18 protein-coding genes and 1 tRNA gene are annotated in these 21,917 nt (G+C 59.0%); 8 read left to right on the top strand and 11 right to left on the bottom strand.

Annotation, left to right across the window (positions count from 1 at the left end):
* Both BUA15_RS06535 and BUA15_RS06530 read right to left on the bottom strand, forming a co-directional pair.
* On the bottom strand, nucleotides 1–496 hold a 496-nt coding region (locus BUA15_RS06535; protein WP_143149580.1), incomplete at its 3' end, for a hypothetical protein.
* Nucleotides 459–740 (bottom strand): hypothetical protein, encoded by a 282-nt coding sequence (locus tag BUA15_RS06530; RefSeq protein ID WP_072715163.1) that lies wholly within the window; start codon nucleotides 738–740, stop codon nucleotides 459–461. The genes BUA15_RS06530 and BUA15_RS06535, both read right to left, overlap by 38 nt.
* A 513-nt stretch (nucleotides 741–1,253) precedes the next feature.
* Between BUA15_RS06530 and BUA15_RS06525 the strand changes: the two genes are divergently transcribed.
* Nucleotides 1,254–1,667 (top strand): Bor/Iss family lipoprotein, encoded by a 414-nt coding sequence (locus tag BUA15_RS06525; protein WP_178139391.1) that lies wholly within the window; start codon nucleotides 1,254–1,256, stop codon nucleotides 1,665–1,667.
* 6 nt (nucleotides 1,668–1,673) lie between these two features.
* On the opposite strand, the gene BUA15_RS06520 is transcribed toward BUA15_RS06525, so the two are convergent.
* Both BUA15_RS06520 and BUA15_RS06515 read right to left on the bottom strand, forming a co-directional pair.
* On the bottom strand, nucleotides 1,674–3,041 hold the full coding sequence (locus BUA15_RS06520; protein WP_072715161.1) for a tryptophanase: 1,368 nt from the start codon (nucleotides 3,039–3,041) through the stop codon (nucleotides 1,674–1,676).
* A 3-nt stretch (nucleotides 3,042–3,044) separates the two neighbouring features.
* Nucleotides 3,045–4,076, bottom strand: coding sequence for a histone deacetylase family protein (locus BUA15_RS06515; protein ID WP_072715160.1), 1,032 nt, complete (start codon nucleotides 4,074–4,076; stop codon nucleotides 3,045–3,047).
* 103 nt (nucleotides 4,077–4,179) lie between these two features.
* Here BUA15_RS06515 and BUA15_RS14010 point away from each other — a divergent pair, with 103 nt between their 5' ends.
* Nucleotides 4,180–6,420 (top strand): ATP-binding cassette domain-containing protein, encoded by a 2,241-nt coding sequence (locus BUA15_RS14010; RefSeq protein ID WP_072715159.1) that lies wholly within the window; start codon nucleotides 4,180–4,182, stop codon nucleotides 6,418–6,420.
* On the opposite strand, the gene BUA15_RS06505 is transcribed toward BUA15_RS14010, so the two are convergent.
* The 6 genes from BUA15_RS06505 to BUA15_RS06480 all read right to left on the bottom strand — a co-directional run bounded on the left by BUA15_RS06505 (nucleotide 6,366) and on the right by BUA15_RS06480 (nucleotide 11,233).
* On the bottom strand, nucleotides 6,366–7,673 hold the full coding sequence (locus tag BUA15_RS06505; RefSeq protein ID WP_072715158.1) for an HD domain-containing protein: 1,308 nt from the start codon (nucleotides 7,671–7,673) through the stop codon (nucleotides 6,366–6,368). The genes BUA15_RS14010 and BUA15_RS06505 overlap by 55 nt on opposite strands.
* Nucleotides 7,674–7,764: 91 nt before the next feature.
* Complete coding sequence (locus tag BUA15_RS06500) at nucleotides 7,765–8,460, bottom strand: hypothetical protein (RefSeq protein ID WP_072715157.1); 696 nt, start codon at nucleotides 8,458–8,460, stop codon at nucleotides 7,765–7,767.
* Nucleotides 8,461–8,463: 3 nt separating this feature from the next.
* On the bottom strand, nucleotides 8,464–9,153 hold the full coding sequence (locus tag BUA15_RS06495; RefSeq protein WP_072715156.1) for a hypothetical protein: 690 nt from the start codon (nucleotides 9,151–9,153) through the stop codon (nucleotides 8,464–8,466).
* On the bottom strand, nucleotides 9,137–9,880 hold the full coding sequence (locus tag BUA15_RS06490) for an ABC transporter ATP-binding protein (protein ID WP_072715155.1): 744 nt from the start codon (nucleotides 9,878–9,880) through the stop codon (nucleotides 9,137–9,139). The genes BUA15_RS06495 and BUA15_RS06490 overlap by 17 nt, the downstream gene beginning before the upstream one ends.
* A gap of 3 nt (nucleotides 9,881–9,883) precedes the next feature.
* Complete coding sequence (locus tag BUA15_RS06485) at nucleotides 9,884–10,735, bottom strand: NHL repeat-containing protein (RefSeq protein WP_072715154.1); 852 nt, start codon at nucleotides 10,733–10,735, stop codon at nucleotides 9,884–9,886.
* A gap of 258 nt (nucleotides 10,736–10,993) precedes the next feature.
* On the bottom strand, nucleotides 10,994–11,233 hold the full coding sequence (locus BUA15_RS06480; RefSeq protein ID WP_072715153.1) for a hypothetical protein: 240 nt from the start codon (nucleotides 11,231–11,233) through the stop codon (nucleotides 10,994–10,996).
* 158 nt (nucleotides 11,234–11,391) lie between these two features.
* Here BUA15_RS06480 and BUA15_RS06475 point away from each other — a divergent pair.
* Nucleotides 11,392–11,479 (top strand) — tRNA-Ser (locus BUA15_RS06475).
* Nucleotides 11,480–11,601: 122 nt separating this feature from the next.
* Here the strand turns inward: BUA15_RS06475 and BUA15_RS13600 are convergent.
* Nucleotides 11,602–11,838, bottom strand: a complete 237-nt coding sequence (locus BUA15_RS13600; protein ID WP_143149579.1) for a hypothetical protein — start codon at nucleotides 11,836–11,838, stop codon at nucleotides 11,602–11,604.
* Nucleotides 11,839–12,541: 703 nt separating this feature from the next.
* Between BUA15_RS13600 and BUA15_RS06470 the strand changes: the two genes are divergently transcribed.
* The 5 genes from BUA15_RS06470 to BUA15_RS06450 all read left to right on the top strand — a co-directional run bounded on the left by BUA15_RS06470 (nucleotide 12,542) and on the right by BUA15_RS06450 (nucleotide 21,889).
* Nucleotides 12,542–13,387 (top strand): metallophosphoesterase family protein, encoded by an 846-nt coding sequence (locus BUA15_RS06470; RefSeq protein ID WP_072715152.1) that lies wholly within the window; start codon nucleotides 12,542–12,544, stop codon nucleotides 13,385–13,387.
* Nucleotides 13,388–13,555: 168 nt separating this feature from the next.
* The gene (locus BUA15_RS06465) at nucleotides 13,556–16,558 is read left to right on the top strand and encodes a UvrD-helicase domain-containing protein (RefSeq protein WP_072715151.1); all 3,003 of its coding nucleotides are present in this window, start codon (nucleotides 13,556–13,558) and stop codon (nucleotides 16,556–16,558) included.
* Entirely contained in the window at nucleotides 16,555–19,335 is a 2,781-nt protein-coding gene (locus BUA15_RS06460) for a PD-(D/E)XK nuclease family protein (protein ID WP_178139390.1), read from the top strand. The genes BUA15_RS06465 and BUA15_RS06460 overlap by 4 nt, the downstream gene beginning before the upstream one ends.
* A gap of 99 nt (nucleotides 19,336–19,434) precedes the next feature.
* The gene (locus BUA15_RS06455) at nucleotides 19,435–20,202 is read left to right on the top strand and encodes a FadR/GntR family transcriptional regulator (RefSeq protein WP_072715149.1); all 768 of its coding nucleotides are present in this window, start codon (nucleotides 19,435–19,437) and stop codon (nucleotides 20,200–20,202) included.
* A 109-nt stretch (nucleotides 20,203–20,311) separates the two neighbouring features.
* Nucleotides 20,312–21,889, top strand: a complete 1,578-nt coding sequence (locus tag BUA15_RS06450; protein WP_072715148.1) for a T9SS type A sorting domain-containing protein — start codon at nucleotides 20,312–20,314, stop codon at nucleotides 21,887–21,889.
* Nucleotides 21,890–21,917: the final 28 nt, after the last annotated feature.

The following is a 21,917-nucleotide window of genomic DNA, read 5'->3' as shown; positions in this document are numbered from 1 at the left end:
CAAATTGAGGCATCGTGACCGGCTCACACAGGCCCTGCTGCGCCAGCCGAATCCATCCCCTACCACCCAGAATACCCCAACGCGCCATCCCACCACTACCTGACTTCTCCAACAACTCCCGAACCACCGACCAGAACGCCTCCACCCACTCCTCCCGACCAAACACCAACACCGCAACACTATACAACACCCCCGAACTCCACAGCAACACCTCCGAACGCTCCGCCCCCAACGCCGCCACCACCGCCGCCTCATACCGACCCAGCCGCTCGTCCAACTCCGCCACCGTATGCGACGTCCGAAACACCTCCCACAATCGCTCCATCCACACCTGCTGCTCCGCATCCAACCCCAGACTGTCCCACCAGGCCGTCTGACGATCCCCCGAGCGAGCCTGCGCCAACACCAACTGCGCCCGACGATACCCCGTCAGCACACCCGTCACCCCATGCGTCCGCTCATAAGCTGCCAGCGCCGCCTCCAGCAACCGACTCACCGCCTGACGGTGCCAGCCGCTTGCCCGCCCGAAACGCTTCCTGGCGCCGCACATAGCGCACCATAAAGCGCGTCAGGCGTTCCTGCTCTTCGACCAGCGCTCGGCGAAAACGCGACGGGTCCAAGGAGGGTTCTTCGCTTGGGGCCGGCGTCCAGCCTTCGCAGCCCGACAGGCCGATCAGCAACGCGAAAAGCCCGATCGCAACGACAGGGCGTCCGTAGCGAACACGAGCTATTCCCTTCATGACGTGGACAGGTTGGTGTGGGAAAGGTGCTGCCGGAACCGTATAAATCTTTTTTTGGAGCAAGTATACAATATTTAAAATTGTGTGAATATAGAGGGTTGCCCGATCATTTGTCGCGCTTATCCCAGGAAGAATCTAAAACCAAAGCGGCTGAACATAGGGGACATATCTGCGGTGTTGACCGCCAGGGGCTGCATCAACGGTTAGCGGGTATCAAATGTGTGGCTATGTTGCCCGAATTGTCGATAGGCGCTTCTCCACTCCAGAGAGGCGGGGCCAATTTCATCGCCGATGTTTGCAATGATCCCTGAGTCAGATAATAGCGCGCGGAAACATAGACCGCCAATCATCTGGGTGCCGGTAGCATTTCCGGGCAGGTGGCCGTTAATGCTACGCAGTTGTATGCAGGGGTAGGCTGGTTTACAGGAAAATCCGAGCAAAGGTACCTGAGGTGTGGATTTTGATGGACTCCGGATGTCTTTCCTTTTTCCGCTCACCAAACTGCAACCAGCCATGCGTGAACCTGTACGATTTTACGCTTTCTGGCCGCTGCTTGCGATTTTTCTGGTCCTGAGTGGCTGCTATCATACGCGCATCATTACCGGCCAGCCGGAATCCGATGTCGTCTACCACAAAAAATGGGTGTCTGGTTTTGTGAACGGTCTGGTTATTCCGGACTGGATTGACGTGTCCGAGGTCTGCCCGAATGGCATTGCGCGTGTCGAGACGCGTCTGTCGTTCATGAATATAGTGGTAACTATGCTGACCGGTGGAATTTATTCTCCGATGGAGGTCTTTGTCGCCTGCGCTGCACCGGCAGATTGGACACAAGTATTGCAGGGACGTGATGGGGCGCAGCTCGTGGAGCAGGCCGCGCAGATCGCCACCCAAACGGGCGCGCCCGTTTACATCCAGCAGCTACCCTGAGCCGCTTCAGCCCATTGGCGCAAAACGCGCCGTAAAGTGCCGCAGGCGTGGCGGCTCCCAGACGATCCGGTAGCCAGGCAGCCGGTCCTTTTCCTGGAGCAATTGTTCGAAACACTCGATGATGTAGTCGAAGTGGCTTTGCGTGTACACGCGGCGGGGAATGGCCAGCCGCACCAGCTCCAGGGGAGCCGGCTGCTCGCTTCCGTCCGGGCGCCGCCCGAACATGACCGAGCCAATCTCGCAGCTTCGAATGCCGCCGATCTCATAGAGGGCCACCGCCAGCGACTGACCCGGATACTGCAGGGGAGGGATATGGGGCAGCAGCTTGCCAGCGTTCACGAACACAGCATGGCCTCCCACAGGCTGCATGAGCGGAACCCCCATCTGTTCCAGAGCCCGTCCCAGATACTGCACCGAGGCAAACCGGTATTGCAGATAATCTTCCTGAATCACTTCTTCCAGGCCCACCGCGATCGCCTCCAGATCGCGTCCGGCCAATCCGCCGTAGGTCGGGAAGCCCTCGGTCAAGATCAGCAGATTGCGGGCTTCGCGGGCCCACGTATCGTCGTTGAGCGCCAGCCAGCCGCCGATGTTGGCAAAAGCATCTTTCTTGGCGCTCATGGTCATGCCGTCCGCGTAGGAGAACATTTCGCGCACGATCTCGCGGACGCTGCGATCCGCATAGCCGGATTCGCGCAGCTTGATGAAATAGGCATTTTCGGCAAAGCGACAGGCATCGAAAAACAACGGAACCCCGTACTTCTGGCAGAGGGCATAGGTGGCCCGGATGTTCTCCATAGATACCGGCTGGCCGCCGCCCGCATTGTTGGTAATGGTCAACATCACGAGGGGCACCTGCTCGCGTCGGGTGCGCAGCAGCGCCTCAAGCCGGTCCAGATCAATATTGCCCTTGAAGGGGTGGCGACTTTCGGGATCCCGGCCTTCTGGAATGACCAGATCGACTGCTTCCGCACCGGTGGCCTCAATGTTGGCGCGCGTCGTGTCGAAATGGGTATTGCTGGGGATGATGCGGCCCGGCCCGCCGACAATCGTGAATAGAATTTTTTCGGCTGCCCGGCCCTGGTGCGTGGGAATGATGTGGCGGAAGGGCATCAGGGCACGTACGGCTTCCTCGAAACGGTAGTACGACGGGGAGCCTGCGTAGCTTTCGTCGCCGCGCATGATGGCGGCCCACTGCGCGCTGCTCATTGCCGAGGTGCCTGAATCGGTCAGCAGATCGATCAGCACATCGTCGGCGTGCAGGTTGAACAGGTTGTAATGCGCTTCGCGGACGAGCCGCTGGCGCTCTTCGCGTGTGGTCATACGTAGCGGCTCGACCACCTTGATGCGGAACGGTTCAATGATCGTACGCATGGTTCAGGTTACTCTGTGCAACAGACGGAGTTCGTACAGCAGATCACGTACGTCGACGGTTTCATGCGGGGATGGACCAATAGGGTCTTCGACCGGCGCCGTTGGATCCAGCAACCGAGCCACGGTGGCCGCTACGCTGGCAGCTAGCGCCTCCGTATCGTAGCCCCCTTCCAGGGTCATGACCAGGCGGTTGTCGCAGCAGGCATCAGCCCACTCCATGAGCTCATAGACCAGGTCCGCGTAGCCCGACACGCTGAGCTGCATGGCGCTCAGGGGATCGCGCCAGTGGGCGTCGTACCCGGCCGATACAAAGAGGACCTCTGGTCGAAAGCGGCGCACGACCGGTCCCAGCAGTCGCCGGAAAACTTCCAGGTATCCATCGTCGCCGGTGTAGGCCGGCAGCGGTACATTGACGGTGGCGCCTCGTCCACGTCCGGTTCCAATTTCTTCCATGCGTCCGGTGCCGGGATAATGCGGAAACTGGTGCACACTCAGAAAAAGTACGTGGGGGTCTTCATAGAACACTGCCTGGGTTCCATTGCCGTGATGCACGTCGAAGTCCACAATAGCAACACGTTCGACGCCAAAGGTTTGTTGGGCCCAGCGGACGGCAAGCGCCACATTGGAGAGCAGGCAGAAGCCCATCGCCCGTTCGGGCGTGGCGTGATGGCCCGGGGGACGAACGGCCGCGAAACCATTGTCCGCCTGGCCCTCCAGCACCGCCTTGGTGACGGCCAGCAGGGCACCTACCGCTTCTAAGGCAACCTGCAGGCTGTCGGGCTGCACATAGGTGTCGGGGTCCAGCCGGGTGGGCGCCCGGCGCAATGCCTGTTGCAGGCGCTCCAGATAGGTGCGCCGATGCACCTGATGAACAAGGTCCCAGTCGACCGGCAGCGGCTGGAGGTGCTGCAAGCGGTTCCAGTACGGAGAGGCCGAGAGGCGTGCTCGGATGGCTTCAAGTCGTTCTGGCCGCTCGACGTGGCCCGGCTCGTAATGCTGCGTGTGGGATGGATTCAAGGCAAAGGCTGTGATCATAGGCTGTTACAAGAACGCAATCTTGCGGGCTGGGTCGGAACGCCGTGCATAAAAAACGTTACGAAAGCGAGCTTTGCAACCAGGAACTGCTACAAACGATCCGATGCGAGGCCGGATTGCAAGCATAGAGCTGGCGCGACCTACCTACCGCTACCTGGCCTTTGTAGAGGTAAAGAGCGATGTGGGCGACACGTTCCGCCTTCCGATGACCGGCACGGTCGCCCAGTGGTTGCGTGTTGGGCAGCGCGTGCACCTGTCCACGGAAAAGGCGCAGCCCGGATTTGATGCGTACCGGCTGCGCACCGCCCGTGTGGTCGTCTGGCCCCTTTTTGAGAAGGTCTATACGCTGGAACGTCGCTCCCTTTTCTCGGACCGCGTCCTCTATCGCTACCGGCTCCGCGCCCGCGAAGCCCGTTACGAGCGGGACTACGCCGCGATTGTTGAACTGGAGCAATATCACTATGCCTCGCGGGCACGGGTGCTGGCGCACTGGTATTGTGAACAATGCGGTATCTACCGCATGGCCAACGCACGCCCCGACTGTCCGGCCGGCCACGGCCCCATGCGTTTCTACGATCTAAAAGACGCAACGCGCGCCTCGCGTTTTCTGGTGCTGGAACTGCTCGACCGACAGCCCTACGAGCCGGAAGTGGTGGGGTATGTGCGCATCGATCCTCCGCTTCCGCTGCTGCATCGCCGTCGTCCCGATGGGTCACTCGATCAGGACATTCGCCGCCGCATCTTTCCGCCAGACTGGTTTGATCATCCATTTCAACCAGACCCAGACGTACCTCCTGAAGCCTGGTGGGAGGAGCAGGGGAAGGAGCTGGCGCGCACCCGTTCTCCGGTAGCGCGACTGGCACGCGTTGTCGTCCATCCCGACTATCGGGCGGACGGATTGGGCGTGCAGGCGATTCGCTGCATGGTCGACTGGGTTCGCACGCGCTGGATTCCCGACATGCGTCTGCCCAAGCGGGCCATTGAGACTGTGGCCCAGATGGCCCGATTTCATCCTTTCCTGGAAAAAGCCGGGTTCTTCTTTCTGTTTGAGACCGGATCGGGGCGTCCTGCGCTTTACCTGCCGCTTGATGAAACAGCCCGCCAAGCGATTACGCATTTTCTGCAAGCAGACCGGCTGGCCCGCGCGCATGGCGGTCGCCTCTACCAAGCCCGCTTCACCCCGGTCGAGCCGCTCAACGGTCCCATCGTGTTGCACCAGGTAACCAAAATCTACCGAAGCCAACTGAACCTTGAGGGACTGGCAGCACCGGTGCGCGCGGCGCTCGAAGCGTTTGGCGTCGAAGCCCGCGATCTTGAGACCTATGTCTTTCGACGCGTCAACCTCCGTCTGGAGCCAGGCACCGTCAACGTGGTGGTGGGAGCATCTGGCAGCGGTAAAACGACCCTGCTGCGCCTGCTGATCGGAGCGGCCACCGGACGCACAGAGCCCCTGTATCGCACCGACGAAGGGGAAATTCAGATGCCCGGCAACGTGCGGCTGCAGGCGCTTATTCCAGGGGAAGTCGAACCAGCGCTGGGCAGGCAGCCAGTGCTGGAGGCGCTTTACCAGATCACTGGCGATGCGGCGCTGGCCATCGAGGTGCTGAACGTAGCGGGTCTGGCGGATGCTGTGCTTTTTCGCGCACCGTATGCCGAACTGTCTACCGGCCAGAAGGCGCGGGTGCAACTGGCATGGGCACTGGCGCACCGGCCCAATCTGCTGCTCATCGACGAGTTTGCCGCCCACCTTGATCCACGTACGGCTGCCCGCGTAGGACGCAAGCTGGCTGAACTGGCGCGTCGCTACGGCATTACGCTGGTACTGGTCACGCATCGTCCCGAATTGTTGCAGGTGCTCGAACCTGATGCTATCTATCTGGTGGGGTACGGGACGCTTTTCCGGGCCGATGAGCTGCCGGAGCTCGGCCTGTTCATTAAAGAACCCTACGCCAGCCTGCTCGTGGAGGGGAAAAAGACCTGGGAGATTCGCAAGCATCCCACCCGTGTGCGCGGACGGATTGGCATCGTCAGTGGGGGGAAGCTGATTGGTACGGCCGAGCTGCGGGAAACACGTGGACCCTTCTCGGTGGAAACTCTGGCGGCGCATGCCGACAAGCACCTGGCCGACACCGAAACGCTCAACGCTTACGCCCGGGGACGCCCCCTGTACGCCTGGGTTATGGAACACGCGCGTCGCATGGAACAGCCCGTTCCGGTGCCGCGGCGGCCCGGACACCAGATGTGGATACGGCTCCGTCCACAGGATAAAGGATCACAGAAGACGCTGCGTCAGGAGGACAAGGCGGCAACTTCGACCGAGACCTCTTTAGGCAGGCAGAGATAAGGTTTGACCACGTAACGGGCCAGGGCGTCGATGGCGGCTGCTTCGGTGGTGCGCGAGAGTTCCCGAACCTGATCGTTGCGGTCGATGACCGGGATAGGGTCCGCATCCGTCTCGTAAGCGGTGTGCGCTGAGGCATCGACCGTCAGGTAATAGGCGGCGGCCTCGTCGGCCAGAGAGGTCGGAACGATGCCCTCACGTACCAGCCAGTGGGCGACTTGGTCACGCCATGCCGTTAGCTGGGCGTCAGTAGGAGGCGCCGTTAGAAAGGTGGTGCGGAAGAAGCGACGGTGAATGAACCGGCGGCTCAGGTCAGATAGCACTGGATCGCGCGCCTGGCTCCACTGTTTCAGGCTAAAGAGTACGTCCACGTCGTCCAACTGGCAGAACGTCTCGATCACCTCATCGCGCGTCAGCGCCTCGGGAGCGCGAAGCGGATGCGCCAGAAAGAACCGAAGTGCTGGAGCGCAGCGAGTGGCTGCATCGTCGTTGCCGGCCTGGATCAGGGTGCGGGCGCGGCGAATGATGGCGCGCAGTAAGGCATCGGCGGCCAGCACCGTCTTGTGCAGATAAACCTGCCAGTACATGAGTCGCCGCGCGATCAGAAAGTTTTCCACGGCATAGATGCCTTTCGATTCGATCACGATGCGGCTGTCCGGGCCGCCTTCCAGGGGATGAACGCGAAGCGTTTTGATAATGCGTTGCACTCCCACTTTGCCTTCGACGACGCCGGTGTAGAAGGAGTCGCGGCGCAGATAGTCGAGCCGGTCCATGTCGAGCTGGCTGGAGACCAGTTGGTGAAAGAAGGGGCGCGCGTAGGCATCGTCAAAGATCTGCATGGTCAGATCCAGCGCGCCGCCGAAGCGTCTGTTCAGCCGCACCAGAAGCTGGCGGCTCATCTGCTCGTGGTGAAATCCCTCGATGAGCTGGTGCTCAAGCGTGTGCGAGAAGGGGCCGTGGCCGATGTCATGGAGCAGCGCCGCCGCACAGGCCGCCAGATGTTCTTCTTCAGAGATGGGCGTTCCTTTTTCTGAAAGGTTGGCCAGGGCCTCCTGCATGAGCGCCATGGCACCCAGCGCATGATTGAAGCGCGTGTGTTCGGCGCCCGGAAACACCAGATGGCCCAGCCCGAGCTGCCGGATGCGCCGCAACCGTTGTACTTCAGGCGTCTCGATCAGGTCGAGCAGCAGGTTTTTGGGCACGGAGATGAAGCCGTGCACCGGGTCCGAAAAGATCTTGAAGCGACTCTGCTTCACGGTGCCCGCACGCTGATCGACAAACCTCTGATCCTCAAAATACGGCAGTATCGCTGGAAAATTCGAGGTCTGAATAAAAAATCACGAGCGGTTAGCCCAGGGCTTCGGGCTCCTCCGCAAGGTGAGCAATGTCGCGGTGGCGCATGAGCAGCCCGATCAGCAACGCGATGAGCAGGCCGGTCCCCAGTTCTTCCAGGCAGAACCGGAGGGTTGTCTCCCAGGGTACCACCCGTTGCATCTGAAGAAACAGCCGCATGGCGGAGGGAAGCAGCGTATCCAGGAGCTGGCTCGTCAGGTCGCCCTGTATGGCATAAACGCTGAGCCAGGAGTGTGTAAACGTGTACAGGATGGCCAGGAGCGCGAGCAGGAGGGGAGAGGGCAGGAGCAGCAGCCCCATTAGCAGCCAGGCCGCCAGGGCAAAGCCAAAGCTGGTGGTAAGAAGCAGGGCAATTGGCAGGGAGGGACCTCCGGGCGCCCAGAGCGTCAGGCCGACGAGCCCCACGGCCAGGGCAGCGGCTCCCAGAAGCGTCAGGAAGAGCTGCCAGCGGGGGCGGGGACGCACCAGCACCAGCGTCAGCCAGGAGGGACGCAGCCAGGCACTGAAGCTCTGAATCAGCGTGAGCGATATGAAAAGCACAAAAGACAGGCCGGTGGTGATCAAGCGGGCACTGGGTAGCAGACGACCCTGGTGGGTCAGAACGGTTAGCAATACGGCCAGTCCAACGAAAAACCAGAGAATCCACTGGCGCAGAAACGAGCGGGCAAACAGCCAGAGGATTGCCTGCATGGTTCAACTCTCCAGGTTACGGACGGTCCAGCTAATGAGTAATAGAGCCAGAAGCGTGGCGCTGAGCCATTGAACCACCAGTTCGCCGGGCACAGGGACCGGCCAGTTTCTGGCCAGGTAGGCCAGCGTGTCGAAAGGGGGCGTCAGGTAGCGGAGCAGGAGGACCAGCGCATCGGGCAACTGCCGGGTCACTACGCTACTCTGCACAAAGTTCATGATGAAAATGCTGACAATGGTGGCCATAGTATCCTGCCAGATTAGCCAGAACAGTAGCGTCCATGGCAGCAGTGCCAGCGCAGTGAGCGTATGTATGCCGAGCACCACGCCTACGTCCGGCAGGGAAAGCGCGGCGCCTGTCATGCCATGCCAGAGCGCCACCAGGGCGAGCAGCAGGAGGGCCACGAGCATCCATCCCAGGCTTCCGGCCAGCAACAGGCTGCCCACAAAAGCGAATCGTGACAGCGGACGGCTCAGCACCAGCAGACGTCGTTCTGCCGTTAGCAGACTGGCTGCCAGGACGGGGCCGCCTACCAGCGTGCCGTAATACATGGACTGGCCGACGTACCTCAGCCATGCCGGAGGAGACAGAACGCCTGCTACCAGGGCAGTTAGCAGCCCGGCCTCTATTAAAAGCAGCAGGCGCACCAGGGGCAGATAGCCGATCCAGCGCAGCAGGCTACAGAATGTCTGCATGGCGATGCAGCAGGCGAACGATAACTGTCTCCAGGTCGTCTGCATCCTGGAGGAGTGTGGCGACCGAACCCACCTGAATCAGGCGTCCTTTGTTCAGGATGCCCACCCGATGGGCCATGCGGGCTACTTCGTCGATCAGGTGCGTGTTTAGAAAGATCGTCTTGCCCGCTTCGTTAAGGCGTCGGATCAGAGCGCGAAACCCGTGGCGGGCGATAGGGTCCAGACCGCCAGTGGGCTCGTCCAGAATGAGCAGGTCCGGGTCATGCAGGAGCGCCTGCGCCAGTCCCAGCCGCTGCAGCATGCCCCGCGAGAATGCTTTCACCGGCGTGCGGCGTTCCGCGCGCAGATCGACCCACTCCAGCACCGCATCGATGCGCTGTTGCAGCCTGCGGCCGCGCAGACCGCTGAGCTCGCCGAAAAAGCGGAGCACCTGCTCGGCCTTCAGGTAGCCGGGCACCGAGAAACGCTCGGGCAGAAAACCGACCGAGGCCCGCGTCTCCGGCACCGTCGGCGGACGACCGTTGAGCAGCACCTCGCCCGAGGTGGGAAACAGCAGGCCCAGCGCCAGTTTGACGAACGTCGTCTTTCCGGCCCCGTTGGGACCGACCAGGGCAAAAATTTCCCCGGCTTCGACCTTGAGGTTCAGAGTATCTAGGGCGCGACGTTTTTTGCGTAGCAGCCCCGTTCGGTACACTTTGGTCAGCGCACGGGCTTCGATAACGGGCATGGCCTACAGCGCATACAGATAAAGGATCAGGGGATCAGTAGAAAGGGCATAGAGCCGATCGTGGTAGACCTCAATGCTTTTAGCCGCAACGGGCAATTCCAGCCGCTCTATCACCCGGCCATCAAGATGCAAATGCCATACCTGTTGGCCGGCAAGGGAGTCAGGCCAGCCAATCAGTATGTACAGGCTGGAATCCTGGAGCGCGACGCTGGCGATCAGCGCCGCGTCGGGTAGTGTGATGGAGCCATACAGCGGGTCTTCCTTGGTTTCTTCGCCGGGAGCCTGCTCCGGTAGGTCGGTGAGGATAAGCTGCCAGAGCGGCTGCCCCTGCGCGTCGAGCACCGTCATCCGGTTGGTGAACAGGTCGGCCACAACTGCCCGACCGTTGCTGGCCGCGACCTTGCGCATGCCGTAGATTGGATTGGTCGCAGGCGGCAGGTTGACGTGGCGACGCCGCACGTCTTCTCCGGAGAAGGTTATGGAGAACACGCCGGATTCACCAGGCATGGGCACCGCGCTGACAAGCAAGCGCCGGGCAGAGAGCCAGGCCGTCTGCAGCAAAGCCGACGGAAAGGTAAGCTGACGTAAAAAGCGCAAAGTGGGATTTAGCTGAAAGTAGAGGAGTCTTCCTGTCTTAAAATCAACAGCGGCCAGTAAGGAATCCCTGTAGATTGCCAGGCCCTGCGGTCCTTCAGAAAACTCTCCGGGGCCGCCTCCTGGTCCCCCGATCGTATCGATCAGCACGCCGCGGGAATCCCATCGGTAAATGGAGCGGCTGAGACGATCGCCGAGGTAGAGGTGCCCCCGGGTATCGACGGCCAGACCGGAGGGTGTAAAAGAGACCGGCAGCCGCATCGAGTCGATCGGCTCCAGTAGACGAGGCAGAAAATCCGAAGTTTCTACGACGTACGTTGGGATTGCGTCCTCGGAAGTACAGCCGACAAGATAAAACCAGCAAATGGTAAAGAAGGATATTCGAAGCTTTATTTTTAAGCTCATTACCGATGTTCTATGTTATTTGTTTTCAAAAAAATAAGCGCACAAAAAAGAGCAGAGAAGGGGATGCAATGTAGATTCCCCCTCTCTGCACGATCTATAGACTTTTCTTCTTTTTTACTCGAAGAAGATTCCCAATTTGCAGGCACTCCAGGCGATAAAACAGCCGCTATAGCATCCACTGCGTTGGACGCTATCGAGATCATTATCGCCCGGATACATTTCGCGGCATTCCTCCTTGCAATAAGCTAACGCGGCATCGCAGGTGTCGGCAAGGACGGGGGCCGCCGGGACAAGCGTCAGGATCAGCATGACCAGTGTAGCCATGCTGATTTTGGAGTTGAAAAGCTTACGCATGGCGCGACGCTGTTGTTTTGTTTGACAGGATACCCTTACATGAAGCGGCCACTTCGGAAGGGAAGGTATAAAAAAAACGCTGTCAGGCTGGTAGACAGAGGGCGTTTTAACGAGATTTCGAGAGAACCCGCGGCCGGGCTGGATCGTTTACGAGCGCCGGAGGGGTGCCGGAGCGGTCGAACGGGGCGGTCTCGAAAACCGTTGTGCCCATTGCGGGCACCGAGGGTTCGAATCCCTCCCCCTCCGCAATTTTTGAATAAGTTATTGATATTTGGGGGTTTATTATTATACAGCTGTATTGCGGAAGTTTCTTCACAATGCTAAGGATAAGTAAGGATATATACCTGAGGTGATTCTCTCAATTGATTTTATCTTTCAGCTTTATCTTTCAGCTTTTCCAGCAGCTTTTCAAATAAATTGTCCTTCCAGTGGTGTACCGAAGCCCCGGCTTCGTCAAATATCACGGCAATCACGCTGTCGTTGACCTGCGATCCTTCATGTGCCACTCTTTCGCATAACTCCAAAATTCCTTGATCCTTGCAGTATTGAAGACCTGCTTTAGCCGAGGCGTACCCTGGCGTTTTTTCCCTGGGGTACGAGTCCAAGCCACGGCGCTGACTTGCAGTTTGCTATAAGAAAAGAAATGCCCCTGGCGCGACGACGCTATGGGGAAAGCTCCTGCCGCTCAGTAAAGGCGATTCGTGAATTTCTATGGCTTCCTGCTGGAAGTGAGTATCTCAGAGGAGCAGGGTAGCTCTGATCCTGTACCGCAGCACCACGCCCGCTCCCAAACAGTTGGAGGAATGGTCGTGAAGGCAGGTGAAAGCCCATCGGTGGCCGCTGACCATCCAGGTCTATTGGCTGCCAACCAATGCCGTCTGGCTGAATCAGATAGAACTTGCAGCTGAAGCTCCGTCAGCTTGGCGGAGCTGTAGTGAAACTTATTTAAAACCGCTAGCCTTATCTAATGGTCCTGCACCAGCAGGAAACTGCACCAGCGACTCAAAGTCAACGCAAACCTGTACTTAGCAATACCCCGGGAGCATGTGAGCGATGCAGCGAGCAACACTGCTTGACAAGTGAGACAGCCCACGTTGCAGCTTCTCTGACTCTTTAGGAACGACGATTTCCCATAAGCATGCTTTCGAAAGAAAGACGTGCACATTTGATTGTTTTGAGAATTCATGCTATCGTCTAGGTTAGTAGTCAGAGGTCTGCTTATATCTATAAAGCCTTCGTTAAGGAACTTTTAATGACATTGTTTGGTAGCGCTGCTGCTTCTTAAAGGGACTCATCAAGAAGCAAATCATGCGTGAATTTGGGTCGCTGTTCGCCTATCTTGCTCCCCAGCGTGATGGCAAGGTTTCTCTGCATCGATTAGAAATGGAGGAAATAACGATATCTGATCTCCCTAAAGCCTTTCAGGCGGTGGTAGCGGTTTCAGACCTTCAAGGGGCAGTTATCTTGGACCCACGTACTGGAATTATAGAAACCGAAGGGCTGTTTGACCCATCCCGAGAAGTGCTGGAGTCGGTTGTGCGAGATCTAGGGGTACTACTAGAGCCCATGGGAGTAGTGCTGCCCATTTACCTAACTCGATGGCTGGAATCGCGGGAAATTTCGGTGTCTCAAACGCTGGTGCTGTTGGCTGGAGACCTCTGTGGTGTGCTGGAGTGGGGAGCCACCTGCGATGTACGACGAGTGTGGGAGGCTTTTGCCCACCATTTCCCGTATGTGGTGGGGATAACAGGAAACCACGACCTTTTGGATGAACCCCCTACAGGTACTTGGCTCTTGGATGGCGAGGTTTTGGAGTTAAAGGGACTGAAAATCGGTGGTATTTCCGGAGTTGTGGGGCGGAAGGATCGCAATCCCCGTAACCGAGATGCTCCAACTTTTCGGAAAGTGCTAGAGAAGATTCTATCCAAGAGGCCTCATGTGCTGCTCCTGCATCCTTGTCCAGAAGTAAAACCATTATGGCTAGGGGATGCAATGATTGCGGAAGTGCTTCAGCAGTATCCCCATGGCCTTCATGTGGTATGTGGCCACGTGGAGTGGCCTTCTTCCCATGCCCGTCTTGGACCTCATTCAGTGTGGAACGTAGACCACCGGGTGATTCTTTTTCGACTCGACGAGGAAGGGGGGCGCTCTTGAGTGTTATTGTAAATTGTAGCCTAAAGGTACACTTCAGCCGTTTGTCCCTATTTTCTATGCCAGTTTTTCGATGAGTTACTTCATAGGCAGGAGGCTGGACTTGCGTTTTCAGGTGGCCCGTCATATTCTTTTTTTCAGTTCTGGCAGTAAGGCGTATCCTCTCAGAGCATGGGCTCTTCGCAAGCTTTTACGCTGGTCACTGCTTCGGCCGGGTCGGGGAAAACGCATCAACTGACCCTTCGGCTGCTCCAACGGTTGATCGAGACGGAGGGGCAACCGCAGCATCTGCGCCGTTTGCTGGCGCTTACGTTCACCAACAATGCGGCCCGCGAAATGCGCCGCCGCGTGCTGACCTATCTGAAGGGGCTCGCATTAGCAGACGCGCCAATCCTTGAACGACTCCGGGAAGCGCTGGGGACAGACGCTGATCGGCTGAAAGAGCAGGCACTGGTGCTAGTGGATCGGCTGCTTACGCACTATGAAGCGCTGCAGGTGACGACCATCGACCGGTTTGTAGGGCGTCTGCTCCGCGTGCTCGCTCCGGAGCTGGGTTATCCGCCATCGTTTGAACTGGTGCTGGATGGCAGCGAGCTCTTTGACGCAGCCTTTGCCTCCTGGGCCGACACCGCACAGACGAACGGGCTGCTGCGCAGGCTGGTCGAGCTGATGCTGAACGCCCGGGCTTCTGACAGGCGCTTTCTGTGGGATCCCTATGCCCGGCTCCAGCAGGAAACCCGCCGCCTCTACGAGCGCCTGATGCACCGGGCGTGCGATCCGGTTTTTGCCGAAGAGGCCGCACTTCCAGATCAGTTGCGGCAGGAATTGCAGGTTGTGGCCGCGGCAATCCGTCAGCTGCTGGCGCAGGCGGAAGCGCCGGTCCATCGATTTTTTGAAAGGCTTGTGCGCGATGCGGAGACAGGAGAGTTGGAAGGACTGGTCGGCCGAAATCTGGACCAGCGCGCTTTTAAGAAACATCCGCAGCGGGAGACCCTGGAAAACACGCTGCAGCCGCTACGCGCTCAGCTCCAGACGATCATTCAGCGCTACGTGGTGTGGCTGGCCCGGCACCGACCCATGCCGGCCGTGCAGACCTATCTGCAACTGCGCGAGCATCTACGACAGCAGCAACGGGAGCAGGGGAAAATATGGCTGGGCGATGGGACGCGCACCCTGCAGGCGTTTCTGGAGACGCGCGGCATCGCGGCAGCAGCGCGACGGATGGGCGAGCTGCCGGAGCATGTGCTGATCGATGAGTTTCAGGACACGTCTCCGGCGCAGTGGGCGGTGCTGCGACCGCTGGCCGAGGACGCTCTAAAGCGTGGAGGCAGCCTGTTCGTGGTGGGCGACACCAAGCAGGCCATTTATGGCTTCCGGGGAGGGGACTGGCAGATTATGGCAGAGATGCAGCGGCAATCGCCGTTTCCATCGGTGATGCCCTCGGTGGAACGCCTGGAAACCAATTATCGAAGCGATGGCGTCCTGCTCCAGTTCGTTCGGGAGCTGTTTGACCTGGAAGGCCGTGTGCCCGCGCTGTTGGACACGGAGGTGGCGCGCCAGTACTTTCGCCTGAGCGGCCTGGACCGGGTGGCGCAGCACGTACCGCCCGGGCGTGAGGCGGCGGGCTACGTGACCTTTGCACGAGCAGCGGATCTGGAAGAAGGGATGGAGGCGGTGATCCACCAGCTACAGGAGGTGCGACAGCGAGGATATAGCTGGGGGGAGATGGCCGTGCTGGCCCCGCGCAATGGGGACGTGGTGGCCCTCAGCCAGGCGCTGGCGGCAGCGGATATTCCCTTTCTTTCGCACAGCAGCCTGGACGTGCGGCGGCGGCCGGTGATCGATGGGGTGCGGGCGCTGCTGCAATTTCTGGACCGTCCGATCGACGACCTGGCGTTTGCGTCGGTGCTTCTGAGTCTGTTATTGCAACACGAAAAAACCGAAATTCGCCGCTTTCTGATAGCGCACCGAACGTCGCGGCCGCTGTACCCTGCCTTTCGAAAGGCCTTTCCAGAGTGCTGGGACACGTACTTTGCGCCGCTTTTTGCCCGGGTCGGATATCTGCCGCTCTATGAACTGGTGACGGAGATCTACCGCGTCTGGCAACTGCCCGAGCGCTTTCCGCAGGAGCAGGCTGCTCTGGTGAAATGGCTGGAAGTAGTGCGGGACTTTGAAGCGAATCGCCGGGGCACGCTGCGCGATTTCCTGGAGCGCGTGGCCGGGGACTCGGAAGACGACGACTGGGAGTTGCCGGTGGCCGAAGGGCAGGAGGCTGTTTCGGTGATGACCATTCATAAAGCGAAAGGGCTGGAGTTTCCCGTCGTGCTGGTCCTGTGGCCCCTGACCTCAAGTTGGCCGGACCCATGGTGGATTGAGGAGGACGGAGACAGGCTCTGGCTGTGGACGCTGAATCAAGACTATGCTCGGCATGACAACCATCTGAAGCGCCTCTACCAGGAGCGCGAAGCCATGGCCCGGGTGGATGCGCTGTGCCGGGTGTATGTGGCGCTGACGCGGGCGCAGCACGAACTGCATGTGCGGGTGGTAGCGCCTGCTGGCCAACGAAGGCCCTGGTTGGATGCCTTCTGGCCGAAAGAACCGCAAACCCGGGGACATCCTACCCGGCCCCGGGATATCTCCGCGGTCGTTCAGCAACGGCAGGTGCCGGCCGCATGGAGACCGGGGGCTGTGGGGGAAGCAGGTGCAACCAGGCCGGTGGATCGCCAGGGGACCCGTCTGGGCGAACTCTGCCACGCCGCGCTGGCGCATCTGGAGACGCTGACCTCCGACATTTCCGCCCAGGTCAGCGACGCTGTGCAGCATGCAGTTGCGCAGCATCCTTCGTGGGCTCCGCTGGGTGAGACAGCCATATGCGTGCTAACCGAAGCGCTCCAGCATCCAGAGGTGCGCGCGTTTTTCAGCGAAAAGCCGGAGCGCATCATTTACACCGAATGGGAGGTGCTGGATGCGCAGGGAAGGGTGCGGCGCATCGACCGGCTGGTGGTCGATCCGACGCAGGTCACCGTGCTGGATTTTAAAACCGGTTCCCACGATCCCGCTCACGTCGAGCAAGTACGCGCCTATATGGCGCACGTCCAGGCTATCTGGCCTGATCGGCCGGTTCAGGCCGCCGTGGTCTATCTGCAACCGGTTCAGGTACAATGGCTGCTATGATTCGCATCTTGCCGAAAGGATCCCCACTGGTTCCGGCTGTTCTGAAAGTTCTGGATGGCCAGGACCGCGACTGGAGCCACAACCTGGTCATCTTTCCCGGACGCCGTCCAGCGCATTTTCTCCGGAAAGCTCTGGTGGACAGCGTCGGTGGGTCCTGCATTGGGCCGGTGGTATGGGCGGTGCAGGACTGGATCGATGCGCTGGCGCGCGAGGCGCTCCAGCTAGCCGGGCGCTGGCTGGAGCCGATGGACGCCTGCGCTGTGCTTTTTGAGGTGCACCAGGAATTGCCTCATCGCTATGGAGCGGATCGCTTCGATAGGGTAGAGCGCTTTCTGCCCCTGGGCTTTCGGCTACTGGACACGCTGGAAACACTGTATCTGGGTGACGTAACGCCCGAACAATTGCGCCGCGTGTTGCCGGAGGAGCCCCTGGCCGATTACTACGCGCGTTTCTATGCGCAACTGGAGGCGAAAGCGTACTGGACCCGCGCCCGGCGCATCCGCACCGTAGCTGAGCAGATGGAATCGATCGATTTAAGTCGGTACGACCGCATCGTACTGGCCGGACTCTATGCCTTTTCGGCTGCCGAAGCCCGACTCTTTCGGCAGGTACTGGCGCAGCCCCAGGCCATCGGACTCTTCCTAGACGGGCCCGGACTGTCGGCGCAGCTTCAACGGTTGGGGGTAGACGCGATCCCAGAGCGTGCAAAGCCCGCGACGGATCCCGTCGTGCAGGTGTACCGAGCACCAGACCGACATGGCCAGGTGCTCATGCTGGCCGAAAAACTACAGCAGCAACGCGGCCAGCAGGGACCACTTGACGTGAACACCGTGGTTGTGCTCCCGGCGGCCGATGCGCTTTTTCCAGTCCTTTATCATGCGCTGGCAGCGTTGCCTGAAGACGAATCCTACAACGTATCGCTGGGCTATCCACTGGACCGGGCGCCGGTGGTGAGCTTTTTACGTCTCCTGGGGACGCTGGCTACCACGCGCACGCCGGACGGATCGTATGCCACCGCAGCGTACCTGCGCTTTCTGCTTCATCCGTACACCAAGAACCTTCGACTGGGCCGACATGCCGATGTGACCCGTATCCTGATGCATACGCTTGAGGAAGCGCTGATGCCGCAGGGAGCGGGTACGCTTCGGCTGGAGGCCCTGGAGCAAAACGCTGAGATTTTCCAGCAGGCCGCTGCACGGGTAGCCTCTCTGGACGAATCGGTAACGCCTACGGCGCTTCAGGATCATCTGCGCACCATTCATGATCGGACGATCCGACGGCTTATGCAGGCAACAAGCCTGTCGGACTGGGCCGAGCGAGCCATTCAGGTGATCGACTACGTGGCGCACCATAGCACTGCCCCGCAGCATCCTTACTTTCGGCCCTTTGCGGATTGCCTTGTTGAACTGTTGGAGACGCTGGCGCATTCGCTGCTGGGTGCTGTTCGGTTTGACAATCTCGGGGACTACTGGCGCGTCTTTGAAAGTGCCCTGCAGCGTCAGCGAGTGCCTTTGGCCGGAACGCCCCTGCAGGGATTGCAGATTCTGGGACTTCTGGAGACGCGGGGACTGCAATTCGACACGGTCTATGTGCTGGACGTCAACGAAGAGGTACTGCCTGAAGCGCCGGATCCCGATCCGTTTTTGCCAGACACTGTGCGGATGCAGTTGGGATTGGAGACGCGCAGCGATGCCTATCAATTGACGCGCTACTACTTCGAAAACCTGGTGCAGGGCGCCCGTGAAGTCCACCTGTTCTATACCGAGCATCCACGCCAGGGAGAGCGGAGCCGGTTTGTGGAGCAGATGCTCTGGCAGTGGCAGCAACAACACGGCACGCTGGAGGAAGAGCCGTGGGTGCAATCCATTGGCTATCACCTGGACCTGTCCTGCACGTCGCCAGAGCCGATAGCAAAAACCTCCGAAGTGCTGAGCATACTGCGCGCGTTGCGTTACAGTCCGACGCTGCTTGACACCTACCTGACCTGTCCGTTGCAGTTTTACTACCGGGCCGTTTTAAACCTGCGCGAGCCTGAGACGCTTGCGCAGGAGCCTGATTCAAAGGAGATCGGACGGCTTGTTCATCGCATTCTGCAACGCTACTTCAAGCCGTTATGTGGCCGTCCTTTACAGGAAGCTGATCTGGACCCGCAGCGTTTGCGCGAGATCGTGGAGGCATGCTTTGCGGAAGCGTATGGCGACCAGCGCAGCGCAGACCTGCAACTGCTCCAGGAGCGCGTGCAGCACTGGGGAGAAGCTCTGTTGGCCTATCAGCGCCAGCAGTTGAGGGAAGCATCCCCTGTGATCATTCAGGCGCTGGAAAAGAAGCTGCAGGGCACCTGGCAAGGCGTTCAGCTTGAGGGCTTTGCCGATCGGATCGAGCGACGGGGGGATCGGCTGGTGGTGCTGGACTACAAGACGGGACAGCCACCTGCGTTGCAGCTCGACGTTCTGGATCCGACTGACCGGAAGACATGGGCCCGGGCCATCGGCTCGTTTCAGTTGCCCCTTTACCGCCTGCTTGTGGCGCAGCAGGACGGCCTGGACGTGGATCGCGTGGAGGCAGCTTACGTGGCCTATCAGAACGGTACGATAGGAGAGACATCGCTGCGCGTTGAAGCGCCTGCGCAGTGGGAAGCCGTATTGCAGGTGCTGCGGCTGGTGCTGGAGGAGATTCAGGCGCCCGATATTCCCTTTGCGCCGACCGATGCGCTGGAGCAGGCCTGCCCTCACTGTCCGTACCGCACCTGCTGCGGCACCCAGTGGGTGAGTGCGTAGGCATCATAGAAATTCGGTTTTAAGGAGGGAAACTTGAGATCGCTTTGATCTGTGAAAGATTTATTTTAGAGGAATGTATAAACTTACCGAGCCAGGGCAATGAACAAGCTCTTTCAGTCTGTCGGTCGAACAGAGTTGCTGAGCCACACGGTAGAGCAAGCTATTGAAGCGGCCATTCGCGAAGGGCACCTCAGCGTTGGAGACAAACTCCCTTCTGAATTCGAGCTTTGCAGCCAGTTTGATGTCAGCCGCACGGTTATCCGAGAGGCGCTGCGTATGCTGGCGGCTCGAGGATTAGTGCGCATTGAGAAGGGGCGAGGTGTTTTTGTTTGCGCACCCTCTGTGGAGTCTGTATCGAACCCGATGGCCCTGTATCTGCACATGCATGTTGGTCCCAATCATGCGCTGGAGGTAGTTCGGGCACGTCAGCTTATCGAGCCGGTCATTGCGGCAGAGGCTGCGCGGAGACACACGCAGGAGGACGTGCAATTGATTATGGAAAATCTGGAAATGCTGAAGACATGCACGGACTCTTTTGAGAAGTTGACGCAGGTGGATATGGATTTTCATATGCTTATTGCAAAGGCGACGCATAATCCAGTGATTCCGCTGATCATTCATCCTATTCAGCAGCTCATGCCGCGCATTAAGCTGAAGGTGTACCTTTCAGTGGAGGATGCACATGCTTCGGCTGTGAAGTGGCATACGGCCATCGCAGAGGCCATTTTTGCGCGCAATGCCGAACAGGCTCTGGAGTGCATGACGCAGCACCTCAAGATCGCAGAGGAGCATGTCCGCAAGATGCTGGCGATGATGGAGCGGGAAGTACAGCCAGCGGGTAATGGACAGACAGAACAGCAGGCGTAATTGATTTTTGAAGATTAGGTTAAATGACTGCTCTATGTTGTATGACATGTTACATCTTAATATCTTCCTCGCAGGAAGCATTTGAGGTAAAAATGAACCCTTACTTGCCATGAAAATGCACTGCTACGCAGGGAGCTTCTTGATCGTCATTTTACTCATAAGTGGTTCAGCGCAGGCTCAGGTCACGGCGGTTCGAAGTGGTAACTGGAGTGATCCTGCGACCTGGTCTACGGGGGCGGTGCCGACTGAAAATGATGATGTGGTGATTGCGGATAGTACGGTACTTATTGACCTGCCGGATGCAAAGGCGCGCAATGTGACAGTTCGCGGATCTGGTAGGCTGCGCTATCAACGGGATCCATCGCTGAATGGGTTTGGGCTTACGGTGTATGGGGATCTGGTGATTGAAGGGCCGAACGCAGAATTCCGTCCTCTTACCCAGGTAGATCCGGCAACGGGGCAGGGGTTAGGTATCGTCTACCATCGTCTTTTTGTGCATGGTAACATCGACAACAGTACGGGAGGGACGTTCGATCTGAGGCGAGGGTCGACCAGTGCCGATCCTCCGACGGCATCGTTTGTCGATTTGCACTTTGTGGGGAGCGGAGACTCCCACATTACCCTGGGGCCGTACGATAAAAATAAAAATCAGCTCTTCCAGGTCTTTATTCAGAAAGAAGGAGGAGCCCGCGTTGTGCTGGGAAGCGACGTGACGCAGGATAATAATAGCCGGGCAAAGCTGCATCTGGAAAACGGCTACATTGTCACGAATGAGTATCGGTGGCGGGTGTTCACGAACAGCGCCAGCGGTATTGTGGGCGGGTCGCCGGCCTCGTATGTGATTGGCGCGCTGTCGCGCGGCATTCCCAAGAGCGGGGAGGCGTATGAGCGGGTTTTCCCGGTAGGAGACGAGAACGGTTACCGTCCGGTGACGATTTATTCGTCGGATGTGGTGCCAGACGATCAGGATTTTGAGGTGCGCGTTATCTCGGCCGATGCAGATCCTGGCGGTGCCACCCTGGAGGGGGGGCTGACAGATGTATCGCCGGTAAGGTACTATGCCTTTACCATGTATGAGAGAGATTCGGCCGATCCTTACACCGTCGATCGTATTGCCATCAGCTATGGGGAGGATGACCAGGTACCTGAGGGAAGCAGCGCGTTCGTTGTGGCTACTTCGGTAGACGAAAATCGCATGGTGTGGCGCAATAGTGGAGGTATTGATCCAGTTACGGGCCAGCCTCATGTGACCAGCTTAGCAGCGCCGCCAACGCTTATTCAGTCTGACGTCCTGACGGATTTCACCTTTGAGATTACGGTAGTCCCGGGAGAGCCGCCGCAGTTTGCGCGCGATACGTACTATGCGGCAATGGGTACGACCGACACTTTTGTCACAGCTACGGAGCAGCTCGAAGCGGTGAGCAGCTTCCGGGTGGGCGCGGCCTATCCGAATCCCTTTCAGCGGGCTACGCGCATGGCGTTAGAGCTCTTGCAGGCAGCGCAGGTTCAGGTGCGTGTGTACGATCTGTTGGGGCGTGAGGTAGCCCGCCTGGCGGAGGGGATGTGGCTCCCGGGGACGCATATGCTGGAATGGAAGCCTGAGGGGACGGTAGCTCCGGGCATGTATCTGATTCGTGTTGAAGTAGGGGCTTTCTCGACGACGCGTAAAGTAGTGGTTATCCGTTAATCAAAAAACGCTATGCAGATTAAGTAGG

Origin of the sequence: Rhodothermus profundi (assembly GCF_900142415.1) — a bacterium.
In the GTDB taxonomy this organism is placed as follows: Bacteria; Bacteroidota; Rhodothermia; order Rhodothermales; family Rhodothermaceae; genus Rhodothermus; species Rhodothermus profundi.
Note: the sequence above shows the minus strand (reverse complement) of the source record. Positions and strands in the feature narration are given on the sequence as shown.